This is a genomic window from Streptomyces sp. NPDC046862 (genome assembly GCF_040704615.1).
GTDB lineage: Bacteria > Actinomycetota > Actinomycetes > Streptomycetales > Streptomycetaceae > Streptomyces.
In genome coordinates this window covers 107,503-124,506 of record NZ_JBEYXP010000013.1, presented here as the reverse complement: position 1 = coordinate 124,506, position 17,004 = coordinate 107,503, and the positions used below count along the sequence as shown (strand labels likewise).

The following is a 17,004-nucleotide window of genomic DNA, read 5'->3' as shown; positions in this document are numbered from 1 at the left end:
GTGGAGCAATCGCACTGATGCGATGGGGGGACACCCGTGTCCGAAGAACCCGGCACTGAGCGCGTGATCGCGGGTCGCTACCGCCTCCTGTCCCCTCTCGGCGAGGGCGGCATGGGGACCGTGTGGCGGGCCCGTGACGAGGTCCTGCACCGTGAGGTGGCCGTCAAGGAGGTACGCGCCCCGGCCGGGCTCCCTGCACCCGAGGTGGAGCGGATGTACGCCCGCCTGGAGCGGGAGGCCTGGGCCGCGGCCCGGGTGGCGAGCCGGAACGTGGTGACGGTCTACGACGTGGCCATGGAGGAGGGCCGCCCCTGGATCGTCATGGAGCTGGTCCGCGGTCTCTCGCTCGCCGACGTGCTGGACGCCGAGGGGCCGCTGTCCCCGCAGCGCACCGCGCACATCGGCGCCGAGGTCCTCGCCGCGCTCCGCGCCGCCCACGAGGCGGGCGTGCTGCACCGGGACGTGAAGCCGGCCAACGTGCTGATGGCGAACGACGGGCGCGTCGTCCTGAGCGACTTCGGCATCGCCATGGTCGAGGGCAGCTCCGCGCTCACCATGACCGGAGAGGTCATCGGCTCGCCCGAGTTCCTCGCCCCCGAGCGCGCGCTGGGCCGCAGGCCCGGCCCCGAGTCGGACCTGTGGTCGCTGGGCGTGCTGCTGTACGCGGCGGTCGAGGGCAGCTCGCCCTTCCGCCAGGACACTCCGCTGAGCACCCTGCGGGCGGTCGTCGACGAGGAGTTGCCCCCGCCGCGCCGGGCCGGCCCGCTGGCCCCGGTCATCGAGGGGCTGTTGCGCAAGGAGCCGGGGGAGCGCATCCCGGCCGGGCGGGCGGAGGAGGACCTGCGGACGATCGCGTCCGGCGGCACTCCGCGCGCGGACACGGCCCCCACGACCCCGTACACCCCGACCGTCGCTGCCTTCCCGAGCCCGAGCACCCCTTCTCCGTACCCGGCCGCCACGCCCGCACCCCAGCCCTCGGCCGCGACCCACCCCTCGGCCGTACCCGGGCCCTCACAGCCCGACCGGAACCGGCGCGCCGCCGCCTTCGTGATCGCGGGCACGGCGGTCCTCGCGCTGGCGCTGGGCGGGCTGACGTACGCCCTGCTGAACCAGGACGACGGAGGCGCGGGCGGGAACGGGAACGGGGGCAACACCACGAACAGCGGGAGCGGCTCGAACGGCGCGAGCGACAAGGGCGCTTCGAGCGGCAGTGGCAGCGGAGGCGGCAGCAGCGACAGCACGAGCGACGGCGGCAACGGAGGCGGTGACAGCACCCCGTCCGACGGCGAACGGACCACGACTCCGCCGGCCCAGTCCGTGAAGGTGACGCTTCGGGGCGAGAACACCGAGTACTCCGGCACGTGCCCGCCGCCGAACGATCAGGCGCCCGTGTTCACGGCCACGTTCACCGTGGGCAGCGTGCCGGTGGAGGTCCAGTACCGCTGGGTGGCCAAGAGCGGCAACGTCTCGGATCCCGGCTGGAAGACGCTGTCGTTCCCGGCCGGCGGCGGGAAGACCAAGCAGGACTCCGTCACGGCGACGACGGAGTCCGAAGAGGGAACGTTCGACGACGAGATCAGCGTCGAGGTCCGCGGCCCGGTGAAGGCCGAGTCCAACGCGGTGCCTTTCTCGGTGACGTGCGAGAAGGAGACCCCGTCGGACGGGGCCTCCCCTTCCGCCTAGGACGCCGCGTTCAGGCCGTGTTCCTGAACACGGGCAGATAACCACCCGACTGGCCGGATGCCTTCGGGTGGTACGACTCGCCGATGTTCAGCCAGTTGACGCTGTGCAGCCAGGAGTCGCCGGAGCAGAGCTCATGGCCGGTGAAGGTGGGGCGGACGTCGCCGAAGGTGAAGCCGTGGTCGGCGGCGCGCTTGGCGATGGCGGTGTTCAGGTAGTCGGACGCGTTGTTGATGGCAGACCGTTTCGTCTCGGAGAGGCCGGCACACGTCTGGCCCAGCTGGTAGAAGCGCGGGTAGCCGAGCACGACGACGTGGGCCGCGGGTGCCTTGGCCCGGATGGCCGAGTACACGCTGTCGAGCCGTCCCGGCAGCGTGGAGTCGACGTACGCCTTCGCCGTGTTGATGCGCGAGATACAGGTGCTGTCGGACGAGGTGACGCAGGTGGTCATGACGTCGGCGAAGCCCGCGTCGTTGCCTCCGACGGTGATCGAGACCAGGCCGGTGGAGGAGTTCAGCGGGGCCAGCTGACTGGCCGTGACATCACTCGTTCGGGCGCCCGAGCACGCCGTGAAGTCGAACGACGAGGGTGAGTTGGCGGCGGCCCAGAGGTACGGGAACGCCTTCGTGGAGCGCTTGCAGTCGCCGCTGGAGCTGATGTAGCTGCCCGCGCCGACACCCGAGGAGTAGGAGTCGCCGAGGGCCACGTAGCCGGTGGCCGCGGCCTGTTGGGATGCCTGTGCCGTCGTGGCCCCGGTGAGGGCGAAGACGACTGCGAGGAGGAGCGAGGTGGCGTATGCCGTAAGTCGGGAACGTCTCATGGAACCTCCCTTTAGCAGGATCTCTGCCTCAACCGTGGTAGCAGTTACACGTGTTGACTGGAAGTGTTCATGCCAATACTTTCCACCGCGTACACGGACTCACACCGTCCGTTCACCGGACGGTTTGTTACATGAACATGACAGAGACATGACAAGGGCTCAACTCCCTTGAGCTACACCCGTAGATGACCCACTCTTTACCCAGCCCGGAGTGGAACGCAACGCTCCAGGGTTGTGCGTGCGATGACGCGCGCACCCCCCACAGCCGTGCGCCCCACCCCGGCGCGCGCTGCCTAGAGGAGGACTCCCTCGTAATGGCACAGCTGCGTAGCAACAAGATCCGGATCGCCGCCCTCACCACCGTGACGACGGCCGCCCTCCTGGGCGGGCTCACGGCACTTCCCGCCCAGGCCGCCCCGGCCGAGGGCAAGGTGCTCGCCGCCGATTCCCCCACCGCGATCAAGGGCAGCTACATCGTCACGCTCAAGAAGGGCGCTGCGGGCTTCAAGGCCTCGTCCAGCCAGGGCAAGAGCCTGATCAGGACGTACGGCGGCACGGTGAAGAAGACGTTCAGCCACGCGCTGAACGGCTACTCCGCCAGCCTCTCGGCGACCGAGGCGAAGAGACTCGCCGCCGACCCGGCGGTGGCCTTGGTCGAGCAGGACCAGACGGTCACGGCCGACGCCACGCAGTCCAACGCCCCCTGGGGCCTGGACCGCATCGACCAGACGGCGCTGCCGCTCTCCGGCACCTACACCTACCCGGACTCGGCGGGCAGCGGGGTGACGGCGTACGTCATCGACACGGGCGTCCGCATCACACACCAGCAGATCGCCGGCCGGGCCACCAACGGCTACGACGCGGTGGACGGTGACAACGTCGCACAGGACGGCAACGGCCACGGCACCCACGTCGCCACCACCATCGCGGGCTCCACCTACGGCGTCGCCAAGTCCGCGAAGATCGTGGCGGTCCGCGTGCTGAACAACAGTGGTTCCGGCACCACGGCGGGCGTGGTCGCGGGCATCGACTGGGTGACCGCGAACCACAGCGGTCCCTCGGTCGCCAACATGTCCCTCGGCGGCGGAGCCTCCACCGCCCTGGACACGGCGGTCCGCAACTCCATAGCCAGCGGCGTGACCTACGCGCTCGCGGCCGGCAACAGCAGCACCAACGCCTCCTCGACCTCGCCCGCCCGGGTCACCGAGGCGATCACGGTCGGCGCCACCACCAACACCGACGCCAAGGCCAGCTACTCGAACTACGGCTCGGTTCTGGACATCTTCGCGCCCGGTTCCTCGATCACGGCCGGCTGGAACACCAGCGACACCGCGACGAACACCATCTCGGGCACGTCGATGGCCACCCCGCACGTCGCGGGCGCGGCCGCCGTCTACCTGGCCGGACACACCTCGGCCACCCCGGCCCAGGTCGCCACGGCCCTGACGGGCGGCGCCACCTCGGGCGCGGTCACCAGCCCGGGCAGCGGCTCCCCGAACCGGCTGCTGAAGATCGTCCAGTAACAGCAACTCGCTTGACCTGCTAGGCAGTTCCCCGGAGGTACCCCACGCCTCCGGGGAACTCTCGTATACGCCCTCACACCCCCGGCCAGAGGCCCGCACCACCCCTGCGCGTAGCCGCGCTCCCCATCTTGACTCCCCCGCGCCCGCTGAGCGACATTGAAGCCCGGCATCCGGCGCTTCGGGGGGCAAAGTCGCCAATGCAGACCATACGTATCAAGCCATCATCAGAGCCGCCCTCACCGGGGGGTGCGGGGCGGCCGCGGCGGGGTCCGGAGGGGGACCTGAAGCCGCTGCTCGCGGGCGTGGCCGTCGTCGTCGCGACGACCGGTGCCGCACTCGCGCTCGCCGGCACGGGCTCACCGCTGCGCGGCCCGTTCACGCTGTTCTTCCTCCTCGCGACACCCGGAGCCGCCCTCGCGGCCGCGCTGCGCGGACTGGAGCCGTTCGGCCGTGCCGTGGCGTCGACCGCGGGGGCGATCGCGCTGAACCTCCTTGTCGCGCAAGGGATGCTGGCGACCCACTCCTGGTCGGTCCGCGGCGGCATCGTGGCCGTGGCGGCCATCAGCTCGCTCGTCCTCCTGCTGGTCCTGGTGCGGCGCGTGCGCGGCCGTACGGAGAGAAGAAGACGGACATTCTGACGTGGACATCAGCGTGTACCGCCCCGGCGAACTGACCGCCACCGACCGGGCGGCCTGGACGGCACTGCAGTCGAAGGCGCATCTGAACGGCTCGCCCGAGCTGGCGAACCCGTTCCTGTCCCCGGAGTTCGCCCTGGCGGTGGGCAGTTGCCGGCGTGGGGTGCGGATCGCGGTCGCACGGGAGGACGGGGAGGCCGCCGCGTTCTTCTCTTTCCAGAGAACCGCCCTCGGCGTCGGGCGGGCCGTTGGGCTCGGCCTCTCGGACTGCCAGGGCCTGGTGCACCGGCCCGGCTTCACCTGGGACGCCCGGGAGCTGCTGCGGGCCTGCGGGCTCGCCGTGTGGGAGTTCGACCACCTGGCCGAGGGCCAGGCACCCTTCGACGCCCACGCCACCGGCACCTTCCCGTCCCCGGTCATGGACCTCGAGGACGGCTACGAGGCGTATCTGGCCCAACTGCGTGCCAGATCACCTAAGTTCGTTCGGTCGACCCTCGCCAAGGAGCGGCGGCTCGGCAGGGCGGCGAGCGACGTCCACTACGTGCACGACGAGCGCGACCCGGCCGCCCTGCGGACCCTGATGGCCTGGAAGTCCGCGCAGTACCGCAGGACCGGCCGGATGGACCGTTTCGCGCACCCCTGGATCATCCAGCTGGTGCGCCGCCTGTTCCACACCCGCTCCGAGTCGTTCGCGGGCAACCTGTCCGTGCTCTACGCCGACGGCCGGCCGATCGCCGCGCACTTCGGGCTGCGCTCCGAGCGGATACTGACCGACTGGTTCCCGGCGTACGACCCGGCGTACGGGAGGTTCTCCCCGGGGCTGCTACTGCATCTGCACATGGCCGAGGCGGCCGCCGCCGACGGCGTCGCCTACCTGGACCTGGGCCGGGGCCAGAAGCAGTACAAGGATTCCCTGAAGACGCGTGAGATTTCCGTGTCCGAGGGATGGGTCACCCGCCGTCATCCCGTGGCCCTCGGACACCGGGCTCGCCGAGCTCCGGTCCGGGCGCTGCGGAACACGGTGGTCACCCGGCCGGAACTCTTCGAGCCGGCCGACAGGCTCCTCAAACGGATGGGAAAAATCCGCTCCAGGGGTCAGGTATCGGACACAACCACAAAAACGTGAGACCTCGTTCCAGGTCTTGCCATACCGTCTTAATTATCAATACCGTCATACATCAACCCGCATCGGTCCATCATCCAGCGGCTCCGGGGAGGGGCTCAGGGACCGCGATGGTGCCGGCGCGGGGCGCGGTAGGGGGGTGCCGTGCTCGGTGACCGCACTTTTCGCCGAGCTGTGCCGCGCGACCGGCTGCCCGGTTTCGGCAGCAGCCGGCCAGCTTTGCCAGCTCACCCGGCGTGCACGGAGAGCCAGTTCGTCATGCCCGAGTGAGAAACAAACCCCCCTTTCGAACCGGAACAAGAGCCGGGCCGCCCAGGGGCGGGCGGTCCACCGGACGAGAGGGACCAGACTCATGAGCTCAGTTCTGCGCCCGGCGCTATCCGACGACGCGGGCGAGGAGCCGAACGAGGCCGGCAGGTACCGGCCCATCTCCACCCATCTGGCCATAGCGCCACCGGTGAGCGTGGTGATACCCGCCATGAACGAGGCGGGGAACCTTCCGTACGTGTTCAAGACGCTGCCGGCCTGGATCCACGAGGTGGTCCTCGTCGACGGCAACTCCACCGACAACACCGTCGAGGTGGCCCGCGAGCTGTGGCCGGACGTCAAGGTCGTGCCGCAGCGCGGGAAGGGCAAGGGAGATGCCCTGATCACCGGGTTCGAGGCGTGCACCGGGGACATCATCGTGATGGTCGACGCGGACGGCTCGGCCGACGGCCACGAGATCGTCAGTTACGTCTCCGCGCTGGTGTCCGGGGCCGACTTCGCCAAGGGCTCGCGGTTCGCCAACGGCGGCGGCACGGACGACATGACACCCATCCGCAAGCTCGGCAACCGGGCGCTGTGCGCGGTCGTCAACCGCAAGTTCGGCGCTCGCTACACCGACCTCTGCTACGGCTACAACGCGTTCTGGCGCCACTGCCTGGACAAGATCGACCTCGACTGCACCGGCTTCGAGGTCGAGACCCTGATGAACATCCGGGTGGTCAAGGCGGGCCTGAAAGTGCAGGAGATTCCCAGCCACGAGTACCTGCGCATCCACGGCGCGAGCAATCTGCGGGCCGTGCGGGACGGGTTACGGGTCCTGAAGGTGATCCTGAAGGAGCGCTCCAACCGGCGGGCCCTGCGCCGCCGTTCGCGCTCTCCCATGCTCACCACCGGCCGGGGAGAGGTGTCTTGAGCGAGCCGAACGTCTCGGTCGTGATCTGCGTGTACACCGAGGACCGCTGGGAGGACATCCTCGCGGCGGTCGCCTCGGTGCGCGCGCAGTCCCGGCCGGCCCTGGAGACCCTGCTGGTCGTCGACCACAACCAGGCGCTCCTGGACCGGCTGACGAAGGAGTACAAGGAAGCCGGGGAGGTGCGGGTGCTCGCCAACGCGGGCCCCCGCGGCCTGTCCGCCGGCCGCAACACCGGGATCGCCGCCTCGTCCGGCGAGATCGTGGCGTTCCTCGACGACGACGCCGTGGCCGAGCGCGACTGGCTGCGGTACTTCGCCGACGGCTACGCGGACCCGCGGGTCATGGCCGTCGGCGGCCGTACGGTGCCCGTCTGGGCGTCCGGCCGCCGCCCGGCCTGGTTTCCCGAGGAGTTCGACTGGGTGGTGGGCTGCGCGTACAAGGGCCTGCCGAGGGGGCGCGCCCGGGTGCGCAACGTGCTCGGCGGCAACGCCTCGTTCCGCCGTACCGCGTTCGACGCGGCCGGCGGCTTCGCGACCGGCATCGGCCGCGACGGCGGCGAACGGCCGCTCGGCTGCGAGGAGACCGAGCTGTGCATCCGGCTCACCCGGGCGAAACCCGACGCGGTCCTGCTGCTCGACGACCGCGCCGTGATCCACCACCGGGTGCCCGAGGTGCGCGAGCACTTCCGCTACTTCCGCACGCGCACGTACGCCGAGGGCCTGTCGAAGGCGCTGGTGGCGCGGAGCGTCGGCGCGGACAAGGGGCTGGAGTCGGAACGCCGGTACGCCACCCGGGTGCTGCCCGCCGGGGTGGCCCGCGGACTGCGCGACGCGCTGCTGGCCCGCCCGGGGGGCGCGGGGCGCGCGGGCGCGATCGTCGCCGGAGTGCTGACGGCGGCCGGCGGGTATGCCGTCGGGAGCGTCCGGGCACGCCGGGGCGGCGCCACGTTCTCGGTGGTTCCGGTGGGCGGGATCGAGGGGCGGAAACGGGAACTCGAGGGGCAGAAAACGGAACTCGGGGGGCACCAGCGGGAACTCGGGGGGCCAAGACATGAGTGACGTACCCGTGCCGATCCTGATGTACCACGCGGTCGCGACCGCGCCGGGCGACGCCACCCGCGCCCTGTCGGTCGCCCCCGAGGCGTTCGCCGAGCAGATGGCGCTGCTCGGCGACCGGGGCTTCACCCCGGTGAGCACGGCCGAGCTGGGGACGAGCTGGCGCACGGGCCGCCCGCTGCCCGCCCGTCCCGTCCTCGTCACCTTCGACGACGGGTACGAGGGCGTGCACCGGCACAGTCTTCCGGTCCTCGCCCAGCACGGTTTCGCGGCCACGCTGTTCGTCTCGACGGGCTGGCTCAGGGGCGCGTACGACACCGGGGGCGCCCTCGACACGATGCTCGACTTCCAGCAGGTGCGCGACCTCGCCGGCGCGGGGATCGAGATCGGCGGTCACAGCCACACGCATCCGCAGCTCGACATGCTCGACGACGACGCGCTCCGGTTCGAGCTCACCCGCTGCTTCGAGATCGTCGCCGACGAACTGGGCGCCGTCCCCGTGTCGTTCGCCTACCCGTACGGCTACTCCAGCCGCCGGGTGCGCCGGGCGGTGCGCGAGACGGGGTTCGCGCAGGCGCTCGCCGTGGGCAACGGCCTCGCGCGGCGCGCGCAGGGCCCGTACGCGCTGCGCCGCGTCACCGTGCGGCGCACCACCGGCATCGAGGAGTTCGAGCGGCTCGTCGAGGGCCGCGCGATCGCCCGCACCTTCGCCAGGGACCGTGCCCTCACCAAGGGGTACGCCATGGTCCGCAGAGCACGACAGGTCCGGAAGGCTGTCCGTTCCCGTGTCTGACACGACCACCACAGCCCAGACCGACGCCGCCACCGGGACCGGTGCGCCCGAACGGGAGTCGGGCCGTCGGCTGCGGCTGCCCGGAATGGGCAGGGGGGCGGGCGGCAGCCAGTTGTTCCGCAACGCCTACGCCCTGATGCTCAACACCGGTATCTCCGCCGTGCTGGGGCTCGGCTTCTGGCTCGCCGCCGCCCGCTACTACTCCGAGTCGTCCGTCGGCCAGGGCTCCGCCGCGATCGCCGCGATGAAGTTCCTCGCGGGGCTCGCCGCGCTGACCCTGACGGGTGCCCTGGCTCGCTTCATCCCGATCGCGGGCCGGAGCACGGGTCGGCTCATCTTCCGTACGTACGCGGGCAGTTCGGTGGCCGTCGCGCTCGCCGCGCTGGTCTTCCTGATGACGCTGGACAGGTGGGGGCCCTCGTACCGCTTCCTGCACGGTCCGCTCAACGGGCTGGGTTTCGTCCTGGCGGTGGTGGCCTGGTCGCTGCTCACGCTCCAGGACGGGGTGCTGACCGGGCTGCGCAACGCGGTCTGGGTGCCGGTGGGCAACACCGTGTTCTCGGCGGTCAAGCTGGTGCTGCTGGTCGCCTTCGCCGCCGCGATCCCCACGACCGGTGTGTTCGTGTCGTGGGTGGCGGCCATCGCGGTGTCCGTACTGCCGCTGGGCTGGCTGGTGTTCCGGCGCCTGGTACCGCGGCATGTGAAGGCGACGGAGGACCACGCGCGTCCACCGTCGGTGAAGGAGATCGGCCGCTTCCTGGCGGGCGACTACACGGGCTCGCTCTTCTCACTGGCGGTCGTCTACCTCGTCCCGGTGATCGTCGCAGCGCAGGTCAGCTCCGCCGACAACGCGTACTTCTACATCACCACCACGATCGGCGGCACGGTCAACCTGCTCGCCATCAACATGGGCGCCTCCCTGACCGTCGAGGGCTCGCACGACCCGGGGCGGCTCGCCTCGAACACCCGGGCGGCCCTGAGGCGGATGGCGCGGATCATGCTGCCGGTGTGCGGGGTGCTGTTCGTGGGGGCGCCCTGGATCCTCGGCGTCTTCGGCGCCGGTTACGCGGAGGCGGCGACACCGCTGCTGCGCTGGTTCGCCGTCGGCGCGCTGCTCAGGGTCGTCATGGAGACGTACTTCGCGGTGCTGCGCGCGCAGAGCCGTACCGCCGGACTCGCCTGGCTGCAGGGCCTGTTGTGCGTCCTCGTGCTCGGTCTGACGCTGCTGCTCCTGCCCCGGATGGGCCTGGTCGGCGCGGGTGTCGCCGAGATCTCCAGCCTCGCGGTGATCGTGCTGCTCGCCGCGCCCCGGCTGTACAGGATCCTGCGCACGGCGCCGTCCGACGCCGTGCCCGAGGACGCCGCCCCTCCGGACGGCGACCTCGCGGATCTGGACCCCGTGGCGAGGAAGCCCGGCTCCGCCTGGGCGCGCCCGCTGGACTCGGACACGCTCGCGCTCGGCATCCACGTCGACTTCGACCACCAGGAGCGCCGCCCGGACGTCCGCCCGGGCCCGGGCACCCCGCCCGCGGGCACACCCGCCCCGCGACGCGACGACCGGCCGACCTGGGCGCTCAGGATCCCGCTGCCGGAGCAGCGGACGAGCCCGCCCATGGAGAACGCGGAGTACGTGGACTATGTGGACTATGTGGACTACGTGTCGGACGGGGAGGCCGTACCGGAGGAGGACGCGGGCGGTTCCGAGGCCGTACGAGGGGCCGACCGGTCCGCGGTCGAGCGAGCGGACCCGGAGTCGGGGCCGGGGCTGAGGCCGATGCCGATGCCGTCCGTACGGCCGGAGATCGAGGCGCGGCCCTGGATGCCATCCGTTCGTCCGGAGATCGAGGCGTTGCCCGTGCGGCAGATCGCCGCGCCCGCACCGGAGCCCGCCGAGCCCCCACCTCCGTCCCGGCGCGAGCGCCTGCCGCGCCCCACCAGGTCCGGCGTGGTGCTGGGCTGTCTGCTTCTGGCCGCGCTGCTGCTGTACTGGGTGCCCGCGTCGGCGCTCGACGACGCGGCGCTGGACGAGATGGGCGGCCTCGGCCTGATCTCCGTGCTGCCGCTGCCGACGCTGGCCGGCGCCGGACTGCTGGCCGTCGTCTTCGGCTCACTGCTGTGGGCGAACCGGGAGCACAAGGCGCTGCTCCTCGTCACCCTCGTGGCCACCGTGGTGTCACTGCACGCGCTGCCCGCGGTGATCGAGACGGAGCCGCGTTTCCCGACGGCCTGGCAGCACCTCGGTTTCATCGACTACATCGACCGCACCGGATCCGCGGTCCCCGACCTGGACGCGCGCTGGAGCTGGCCGGGCTTCTTCGCCGCGGCCGCGTTCGTGGCGAAGGCCTGCGGGGTCAATGACCTCACCGAGGTGATCCGCTGGTGGCCGACGACCATGCAACTGCTCTATCTGGCGCCGATGTTCCTGCTGACGCGCTCGATGCGGGCGGGCTGGCGCGCCAAGTGGACGGGGATCTGGATCTTCGCCTTGAGCAGCTGGGTGGGCCAGGACTACTTCTCCCCCCAGGGCTTCACCTACCTGCTCTACCTGGCCTTCGTCGCGATCCTGCTCGTGTGGTTCCGCGCGCCGCGCATGCTGTGGGGCACGGTCCGCCCCGGCGAGGCGGAGGTGGAGCCGACCGACCGCCGTCAGCGTGCGGTGCTGCTGACGGTCCTGATCGCCCTGTACGCGGCGACGGTACCGGCCCACCAGCTGACGCCCTTCGTGATGCTCGGCGTGCTCGCGGTCCTGGTCCTGGTCGGCCGCTCGGAACTGCGGGGCCTGCCCATCCTCTTCACGGTCCTGGTGACGGTGTGGATCGGCTTCATGGCGGAGCCTTACTGGTCGGGACACTTCGACGAACTCTTCGGCGGGGTCGGCGGGGTCGGCGGAAACGTCACGTCGTCGGTCTCCGGCCGGATCGGCGAGGGCAGCTCGACCCACAAACTCGTTCTCTACGCGCGCGTGGCACTCGCCGGCTCGGTGATGGCGGCGGCCTGCTACGGCTGGTGGCGCCGCCGCGACCACAAGTACCGGGAGCGCTCGCTGCTGGTCCTCACCTTCGTCCCGTTCCTGGGCTTCGGCATGCAGTCGTACGGCGGCGAAATGGCCCTGCGCGTCTTCATGTTCGCGCTGCCGGGCGCGGCCCTGCTCGGCGGACTGGCCCTGTTCCCGCGCACCGGGGTGACCGCGAAGGAACGCGACAAGGACAAGGTGAGCCTCGCTCCCCTGGCCGCCCTGATGGCCGGGCTCGTCCTCATCGGCGGCTTCCTCGTGGCCCGTTGGGGCAACGAGCCGTTCGAGCGGACCCGTACGGGCGAGGTCGCGGCCATGACCTACGTGTACGCCCACGACAACCCGAGCGTACGGCTGCTGTGGCTGAGCACCGACCCCGTGAACGACGTGACGCCCGCGATGCCGTGGGGCGCGCGGGATATGGAGAAGGTCGAGTACGTGCCCACCCTCGCGCCGCCCGACCCCGTGCTGGTGTCCGGCCTGGCCAAGTCGCTCAAGGACGCGGGCCCGAACTCGTACCTGATGATCAACCGCAGCCAGGTCGTCTACCTCCAACTGGACGCCGGCTACTCCCCCACCTGGGAAACCCGTCTCATCAAGAACCTCGACGCCCGCAAGGACCTGAAGAAGGTCTTCACCAACGCGGACGTCACGATGTACACGCTCCGCGACCAGCCGGCCGGCAAGATCCCGAACCCCGACCCCGGCCCGATCGGCCCCCAGGTGACATGGACACCCTGGTCGGTCGTGGGCGGACTGGCGGCGATCGCGCTGATCCTGCTCCTCACCGCCCGCGAAGTCGTACGGGTGGCGACGCGCCCGAGCGTCCGCCGACTCCAGTGGCTCCAGAGCACGTTCTGGTTCTCACTCCCGCTGCTGGCGGTACTGCTGGCTTCGCTGGTGCAGCGGTTCTTGACGATGGGGAGTTCGTAAGAAGGAGGGCCGCGCCCCGAAAGGGGCGCGGGGCTGTAATGGATATGCGGCTCCGCCGCGTGGGCGCGACAAGCCACGACGAACCCGCAGCCAACCACCGCCAGAACCCGGCAGACGCTCAACGCCGCAACCACTTCACCTCGTACGCGCCCATCGCAAACCGCTTCCCATCAACCTTCGCACTGATCGACCGGTCAAGGGTGTTGACCACAAGCACGACCTCGTCGTCGGCGAGCACCCGCACATTGGGCCTGTCATCGGCCGCCACGGACACCGTCTCGTACGTCGTCCCCGGCGGAAACGCCTCACTGAAACGCGACAGCAGATCCAGCATGGGCAGGCCCCGCCCCCCGTCGGAGCTCGCGGTGGGCGTCCACAGACAACCCGCGCAGCTCGCGCCCTTCTCGTCCTCCGGGTTCCAGTAGAACCCGGAGGTGGCCCCACCCCGGGCCATGGCCATCAACCCGGCCGCCTGAACAGCGGAGCGCCTCGTCTCCGACCACCCGTCCCGCTCGTCGTTCGCGTCGCCCGGCTCGACGTAGTACTCGGCCCACCACAGCGGAAGTTTCCCGATCCGCTCCCTCACCCAGCGGCTGACGGCGGTGAGCTTGTCGGTGGCCGCGAACTCGTTCGGCAGCATCTCGTCGTCCTCCGTGTAGCTGGAGCCGTCCACGACGACGAAGTCCGCGCCCACCTTGTTCTTGTTCCAGTAGTCGAAGGCGTCGAGGGCCCGCTGGTCCATGGCGCCCCACGGGCCCTTCAGGGTGGTGGACGCGCCCTGCGTCTGGCGCGGGTCGAGGCTGTCCATGACCAGGTAGGGGCCGCCCACCATGATGTCCTTGTCGACCTTCTTCAGGGCCCTGTAGACGAGGTTGTACAGCTTGGTGTAGCCCTCGTAGTCCCAGCGGCCCTCGGCGTTGTTCCAGAAACCCTTGAACTCGTTCCAGACGATGAAGTGCCGCACGTCCGGGTAGCGCTTGGCGACGGTCGCGGCGAGCTCGGCGTAGTCCTCGAAGTGCTCCGGCTCGGGGGCGGTCTCCAGCGCGGACTGGCTCCAGTTCGTCTTGTCGGCGCCGGCCTTGCCGCCCTTCATCCAGTCCGGGGCGCAGCACAGGGTGACGACCGGGATGCCGCCGGAGGCGCGGACGAAGTCGATGCGCCGGTCCATGTCCTCGAAGTCGTAGCGCCCCTTGACGGGCTCGGGGTTCCCCGCGCCCCAGCCCATGATGTGCTGGATCTGCGGCATCCCGGTCTTCGACAGCAGCCCCTCGACCCGCTCGGTGGCCTTGCCGCTGCCCTCGTCGGCGCTGAACTGGGTGTGGGTGAAGCCCCAGCCCACGTCGGGTCCGAGGTCGTCGGGCGGGACGGCCGGTGTGCCGTGCACCTTGTCCCCGTCGCGCGAGGTGCCGGCGGTGCTGCCGCCGTCCCCGGGCAGTGTGTTGATCAGGGTCAGCACCAGGGCCAGAGCGGCCGCGCCCACGCCGAGCAGAGCGGTGAGCCGCCACCGCCATGCCCCCGAATTCCACCCATGACGTCCCATCAAGGACAACAGTAACGGCGGGAGTTGTCGGGTGGACAGATCCCGTAGTGCGACAGCCCGGTAACAGGACGGCTCGTACATAACGGGATGTACGGCTCGCGCGTACCCGTGGTTCGACCCGCTCGTCCCGGGAGTTCCGGCGGCCCGTACGGGGAGGCCGGGGCGGCCGGGGCGGCCCGAGCCGACACATCGGGCACACGTGGGAAACCGGATGCACGGGGCGCCCCCGTGCCGGATCATGGCGGCATGTCTGCGAACCCACACGACGCTCTGCCGATCCGGCTCAACGTCGACGACAGCGACTCACCCTCGGACGTCGTCGACGCGCTGTTCCTCGGCCGCTTCGCGACGGGCGAGCAGCCGCACTCCCACGCGGCGAACATCGACCGGGTGCGTTCGGGGGCGACCCTCATGCCGCCCGGCGCCCGTGTGCTGCGCTCGGCGCGGGACGACGACCGCAGCGCGACCCTCGCGGAGGGCGACGGCTGGACCCTGCTGATCTCCCGCTGGAACCGGGGCGCGGACGTCACGGTCACGGCGACCAGCGCCGAGCTGGCGGAGAAGGTGCTCGGCCAGGCCACGGACGGCGCGGCGGACGAGCCGGAACCCCAGCCGGAGAACGTGACGATGGGCTTCTGGTACGTGTCGCCGAGGCGCGGCCCGCACCGTACGACACGGCAGATCTCCGCGGGCACCTGGGAGGAGGTCCGCTCGAACTACACGGCGCCGGTGGCGGACGCGATGGACCGCCTGATGAAGACGACTCCGGAGGACATCGCGGGCCGGCTCCTGCTGCTGCACGGCCCGCCCGGCACGGGCAAGACGTCGGCGCTGCGCACACTCGCCCGCTCGTGGCGGGACTGGTGCCAGGTGGACTGCGTCCTCGACCCCGAGCGGCTCTTCTCCGACGTGGGCTATCTGATGGACATCGCGATCGGCGAGGAGGACGCGGCGGGCAAGGGACGCTGGCGGCTGCTGCTCCTGGAGGACTGCGACGAGCTGATCCGCGGCGAGGCCAAGCACACCGCGGGCCAGGCGCTGTCCCGGCTGCTCAACCTCACGGACGGCCTGCTGGGCCAGGGCCGCAACGTCCTGGTGGGCGTCACCACCAACGAGGACCTGGAGCGCCTGCACCCGGCCGTGGTCCGCCCCGGCCGCTGCCTCGCCCGTATCGAGGTCGGCCCGCTGACCCGCCGGGAGGCGGTGGGCTGGCTGGGCACCGAGGAGGGCGTGGGCCGCGAGGGGGCGACGCTGGCAGAGCTGTACGCGCTGCGCCGGGGGACGTCCCCGACGTCGCTGCCGGACCCTCGGACGGGGACGGACGCGGGGCTGTACCTGTAGTGGCCTGATGAGGGTGTAGTGGTTTGATGAAGGTATGACCCTGTTCGTCGGCACCTCGGGGTGGCAGTACAAGGACTGGCGCGACGTCCTGTACCCGGCCGGAGTGCCCACGCGGCTGTGGCTGGAGGAGTACGCGGCACGGTTCGCGACGGTCGAGCTCAACAACGCCTTCTACCGGCTGCCGTCCCGGGAGAACTTCGAGGCCTGGCGGGACCGCACCCCGCCGGACTTCGTCGTCGCCGTCAAGGCGAGCCGTTTCCTGACCCATATCAAGCGGCTGAAGGACCCCGAGGAGCCGGTGAACCGGCTGATGAGCCACGCCGCCGGACTCGGCGACCGCCTGGGCCCGGTCCTCCTCCAGCTCCCGCCGACCCTGCGCGCCGACCGCGGCCTGCTGGACGCCTGCCTGGCCTGCTTCCCCTCCGGAACCCGTGTCGCTGTCGAGCCCCGCCACGAGTCCTGGTGGACGCCTGAGGTACGCGAGACCCTGGAGAACCGCGGCGCCGCCCTGTGCTGGGCCGACGTCCGCGCCCACCCGGTGACCCCCCTGTGGCGAACCACCGACTGGGGCTACGTCCGCTTCCACGAGGGCCGCACCCAACAGTGGCCCCGCTACGGCCACCGCTCCCTGGAAACCTGGCTCGACCGCATCGCGACCACCTGGTCACCCGACGAGGACATCTACACCTACTTCAACAACGACCCGAACGGCGCGGCGGTGAAGGACGCGAAGGTGTTCGCAGCCACGGCGAGCAAGGCGCACCTACGGGTCACGAGGACACCGGTCCCTGGCGCCCCAAAGGGGCGCGGGGAACTGCGCGTCTTTTAGGGGCGCGGGGAACTGCGCGTCTTTTAGGGGCGCGGGGAACTGCGCGACCAGCCACACCCAACCCGCACCCGGCCCACAACAGAACCACCCGAGCTCTGCCCCACCCCACCGCACCGCACCCCACAGAACCCCTACCCCCCGTAAGCCGCCCGCAGGGCATCCCGCACCACGTCCAGCGCATCCCCCTCACTCAACCCCAACCGCCGCACGCGCTCCGCATACCCCTGAGCCTCCGCCGCGGCGGCCCGCTCCGCGGCAGAGCCGGCGGCAGCCACAAACGTTCCGTTGCGCCCCCGCGTCTCGATCACCCCGTCCGTCTCCAGGGCTCGATAGGCCTTGGCCACGGTGTTGGCGGCCAGCCCGAGCTGCTCGGCGAGCCCCCGCACGGTGGGGAGCCGGTAGCCGACCGGCAACGCCCCCGAACGGGCCTGCTCGGAGATCTGCGCGCGTACCTGCTCGTAGGGCGCGGGCCCCTCGGTGATGCGGATCTTCAAGGTCACGGACCGATTGTCGCGTACCCGCCCGGTCCGATCACCCCG

13 protein-coding genes are annotated in these 17,004 nt (G+C 70.9%); 10 read left to right on the top strand and 3 right to left on the bottom strand.

The window, feature by feature from the left end:
• The first annotated feature begins 36 nt into the window (after nucleotides 1–36).
• Entirely contained in the window at nucleotides 37–1,683 is a 1,647-nt protein-coding gene (locus AB0959_RS16870; RefSeq protein ID WP_366827159.1) for a serine/threonine-protein kinase, read from the top strand.
• Between the two features lie 10 nt (nucleotides 1,684–1,693).
• On the opposite strand, the gene AB0959_RS16865 is transcribed toward AB0959_RS16870, so the two are convergent.
• The gene (locus tag AB0959_RS16865; RefSeq protein WP_366827158.1) at nucleotides 1,694–2,500 is read right to left on the bottom strand and encodes an SGNH/GDSL hydrolase family protein; all 807 of its coding nucleotides are present in this window, start codon (nucleotides 2,498–2,500) and stop codon (nucleotides 1,694–1,696) included.
• Between the two features lie 314 nt (nucleotides 2,501–2,814).
• On the opposite strand from AB0959_RS16865, the gene AB0959_RS16860 reads away from it, so the two are divergent.
• The 7 genes from AB0959_RS16860 (at nucleotide 2,815) to AB0959_RS16830 (ending at nucleotide 12,755) form a co-directional block, all read left to right on the top strand.
• Nucleotides 2,815–4,023, top strand: a complete 1,209-nt coding sequence (locus AB0959_RS16860; protein WP_366827157.1) for a S8 family peptidase — start codon at nucleotides 2,815–2,817, stop codon at nucleotides 4,021–4,023.
• A gap of 197 nt (nucleotides 4,024–4,220) precedes the next feature.
• The gene (locus AB0959_RS16855; RefSeq protein WP_366827156.1) at nucleotides 4,221–4,661 is read left to right on the top strand and encodes a hypothetical protein; all 441 of its coding nucleotides are present in this window, start codon (nucleotides 4,221–4,223) and stop codon (nucleotides 4,659–4,661) included.
• A 1-nt stretch (nucleotide 4,662) separates the two neighbouring features.
• On the top strand, nucleotides 4,663–5,784 hold the full coding sequence (locus AB0959_RS16850; RefSeq protein WP_366827155.1) for a GNAT family N-acetyltransferase: 1,122 nt from the start codon (nucleotides 4,663–4,665) through the stop codon (nucleotides 5,782–5,784).
• Between the two features lie 349 nt (nucleotides 5,785–6,133).
• Nucleotides 6,134–6,961, top strand: a complete 828-nt coding sequence (locus AB0959_RS16845) for a glycosyltransferase family 2 protein (RefSeq protein WP_366827154.1) — start codon at nucleotides 6,134–6,136, stop codon at nucleotides 6,959–6,961.
• Nucleotides 6,958–8,019, top strand: coding sequence for a glycosyltransferase family 2 protein (locus tag AB0959_RS16840; RefSeq protein ID WP_366827153.1), 1,062 nt, complete (start codon nucleotides 6,958–6,960; stop codon nucleotides 8,017–8,019). Before AB0959_RS16845 ends, AB0959_RS16840 begins: the two co-directional genes overlap by 4 nt.
• A complete protein-coding gene (locus AB0959_RS16835) occupies nucleotides 8,012–8,809 on the top strand; it encodes a polysaccharide deacetylase family protein (protein ID WP_366827151.1) in 798 nt (265 codons plus the stop codon). Before AB0959_RS16840 ends, AB0959_RS16835 begins: the two co-directional genes overlap by 8 nt.
• The gene (locus AB0959_RS16830; RefSeq protein WP_366827150.1) at nucleotides 8,802–12,755 is read left to right on the top strand and encodes a lipopolysaccharide biosynthesis protein; all 3,954 of its coding nucleotides are present in this window, start codon (nucleotides 8,802–8,804) and stop codon (nucleotides 12,753–12,755) included. The genes AB0959_RS16835 and AB0959_RS16830 overlap by 8 nt, the downstream gene beginning before the upstream one ends.
• Before the next feature lie 118 nt (nucleotides 12,756–12,873).
• Here the strand turns inward: AB0959_RS16830 and AB0959_RS16825 are convergent, their stop codons facing one another.
• Nucleotides 12,874–14,295, bottom strand: coding sequence for a xylan 1,4-beta-xylosidase (locus AB0959_RS16825; RefSeq protein ID WP_366827149.1), 1,422 nt, complete (start codon nucleotides 14,293–14,295; stop codon nucleotides 12,874–12,876).
• Nucleotides 14,296–14,541: 246 nt separating this feature from the next.
• On the opposite strand from AB0959_RS16825, the gene AB0959_RS16820 reads away from it, so the two are divergent.
• Nucleotides 14,542–15,636: a DUF5925 domain-containing protein gene (locus tag AB0959_RS16820; protein WP_366827148.1), complete on the top strand. Its 1,095-nt coding sequence runs from the start codon at nucleotides 14,542–14,544 to the stop codon at nucleotides 15,634–15,636.
• A 34-nt stretch (nucleotides 15,637–15,670) separates the two neighbouring features.
• Complete coding sequence (locus AB0959_RS16815) at nucleotides 15,671–16,465, top strand: DUF72 domain-containing protein (RefSeq protein ID WP_366827147.1); 795 nt, start codon at nucleotides 15,671–15,673, stop codon at nucleotides 16,463–16,465.
• Between the two features lie 131 nt (nucleotides 16,466–16,596).
• Here AB0959_RS16815 and AB0959_RS16810 read toward each other — a convergent pair whose 3' ends face one another.
• The gene (locus AB0959_RS16810; RefSeq protein WP_366827146.1) at nucleotides 16,597–16,965 is read right to left on the bottom strand and encodes a GntR family transcriptional regulator; all 369 of its coding nucleotides are present in this window, start codon (nucleotides 16,963–16,965) and stop codon (nucleotides 16,597–16,599) included.
• Nucleotides 16,966–17,004: the final 39 nt, after the last annotated feature.

Bases quoted from the DNA above. Each gene is read 5' to 3' on its own strand.
- AB0959_RS16825 (WP_366827149.1), bottom strand. From the start codon at position 14,295: ATGGGACGTCATGGGTGGAATTCGGGGGCATGGCGGTGGCGGCTCACC.
- AB0959_RS16835 (WP_366827151.1), top strand. From the start codon at position 8,012: ATGAGTGACGTACCCGTGCCGATCCTGATGTACCACGCGGTCGCGACC.
- AB0959_RS16855 (WP_366827156.1), top strand. From the start codon at position 4,221: ATGCAGACCATACGTATCAAGCCATCATCAGAGCCGCCCTCACCGGGG.
- AB0959_RS16820 (WP_366827148.1), top strand. From the start codon at position 14,542: ATGTCTGCGAACCCACACGACGCTCTGCCGATCCGGCTCAACGTCGAC.
- AB0959_RS16845 (WP_366827154.1), top strand. From the start codon at position 6,134: ATGAGCTCAGTTCTGCGCCCGGCGCTATCCGACGACGCGGGCGAGGAG.
- AB0959_RS16815 (WP_366827147.1), top strand. From the start codon at position 15,671: ATGACCCTGTTCGTCGGCACCTCGGGGTGGCAGTACAAGGACTGGCGC.
- AB0959_RS16865 (WP_366827158.1), bottom strand. From the start codon at position 2,500: ATGAGACGTTCCCGACTTACGGCATACGCCACCTCGCTCCTCCTCGCA.
- AB0959_RS16860 (WP_366827157.1), top strand. From the start codon at position 2,815: ATGGCACAGCTGCGTAGCAACAAGATCCGGATCGCCGCCCTCACCACC.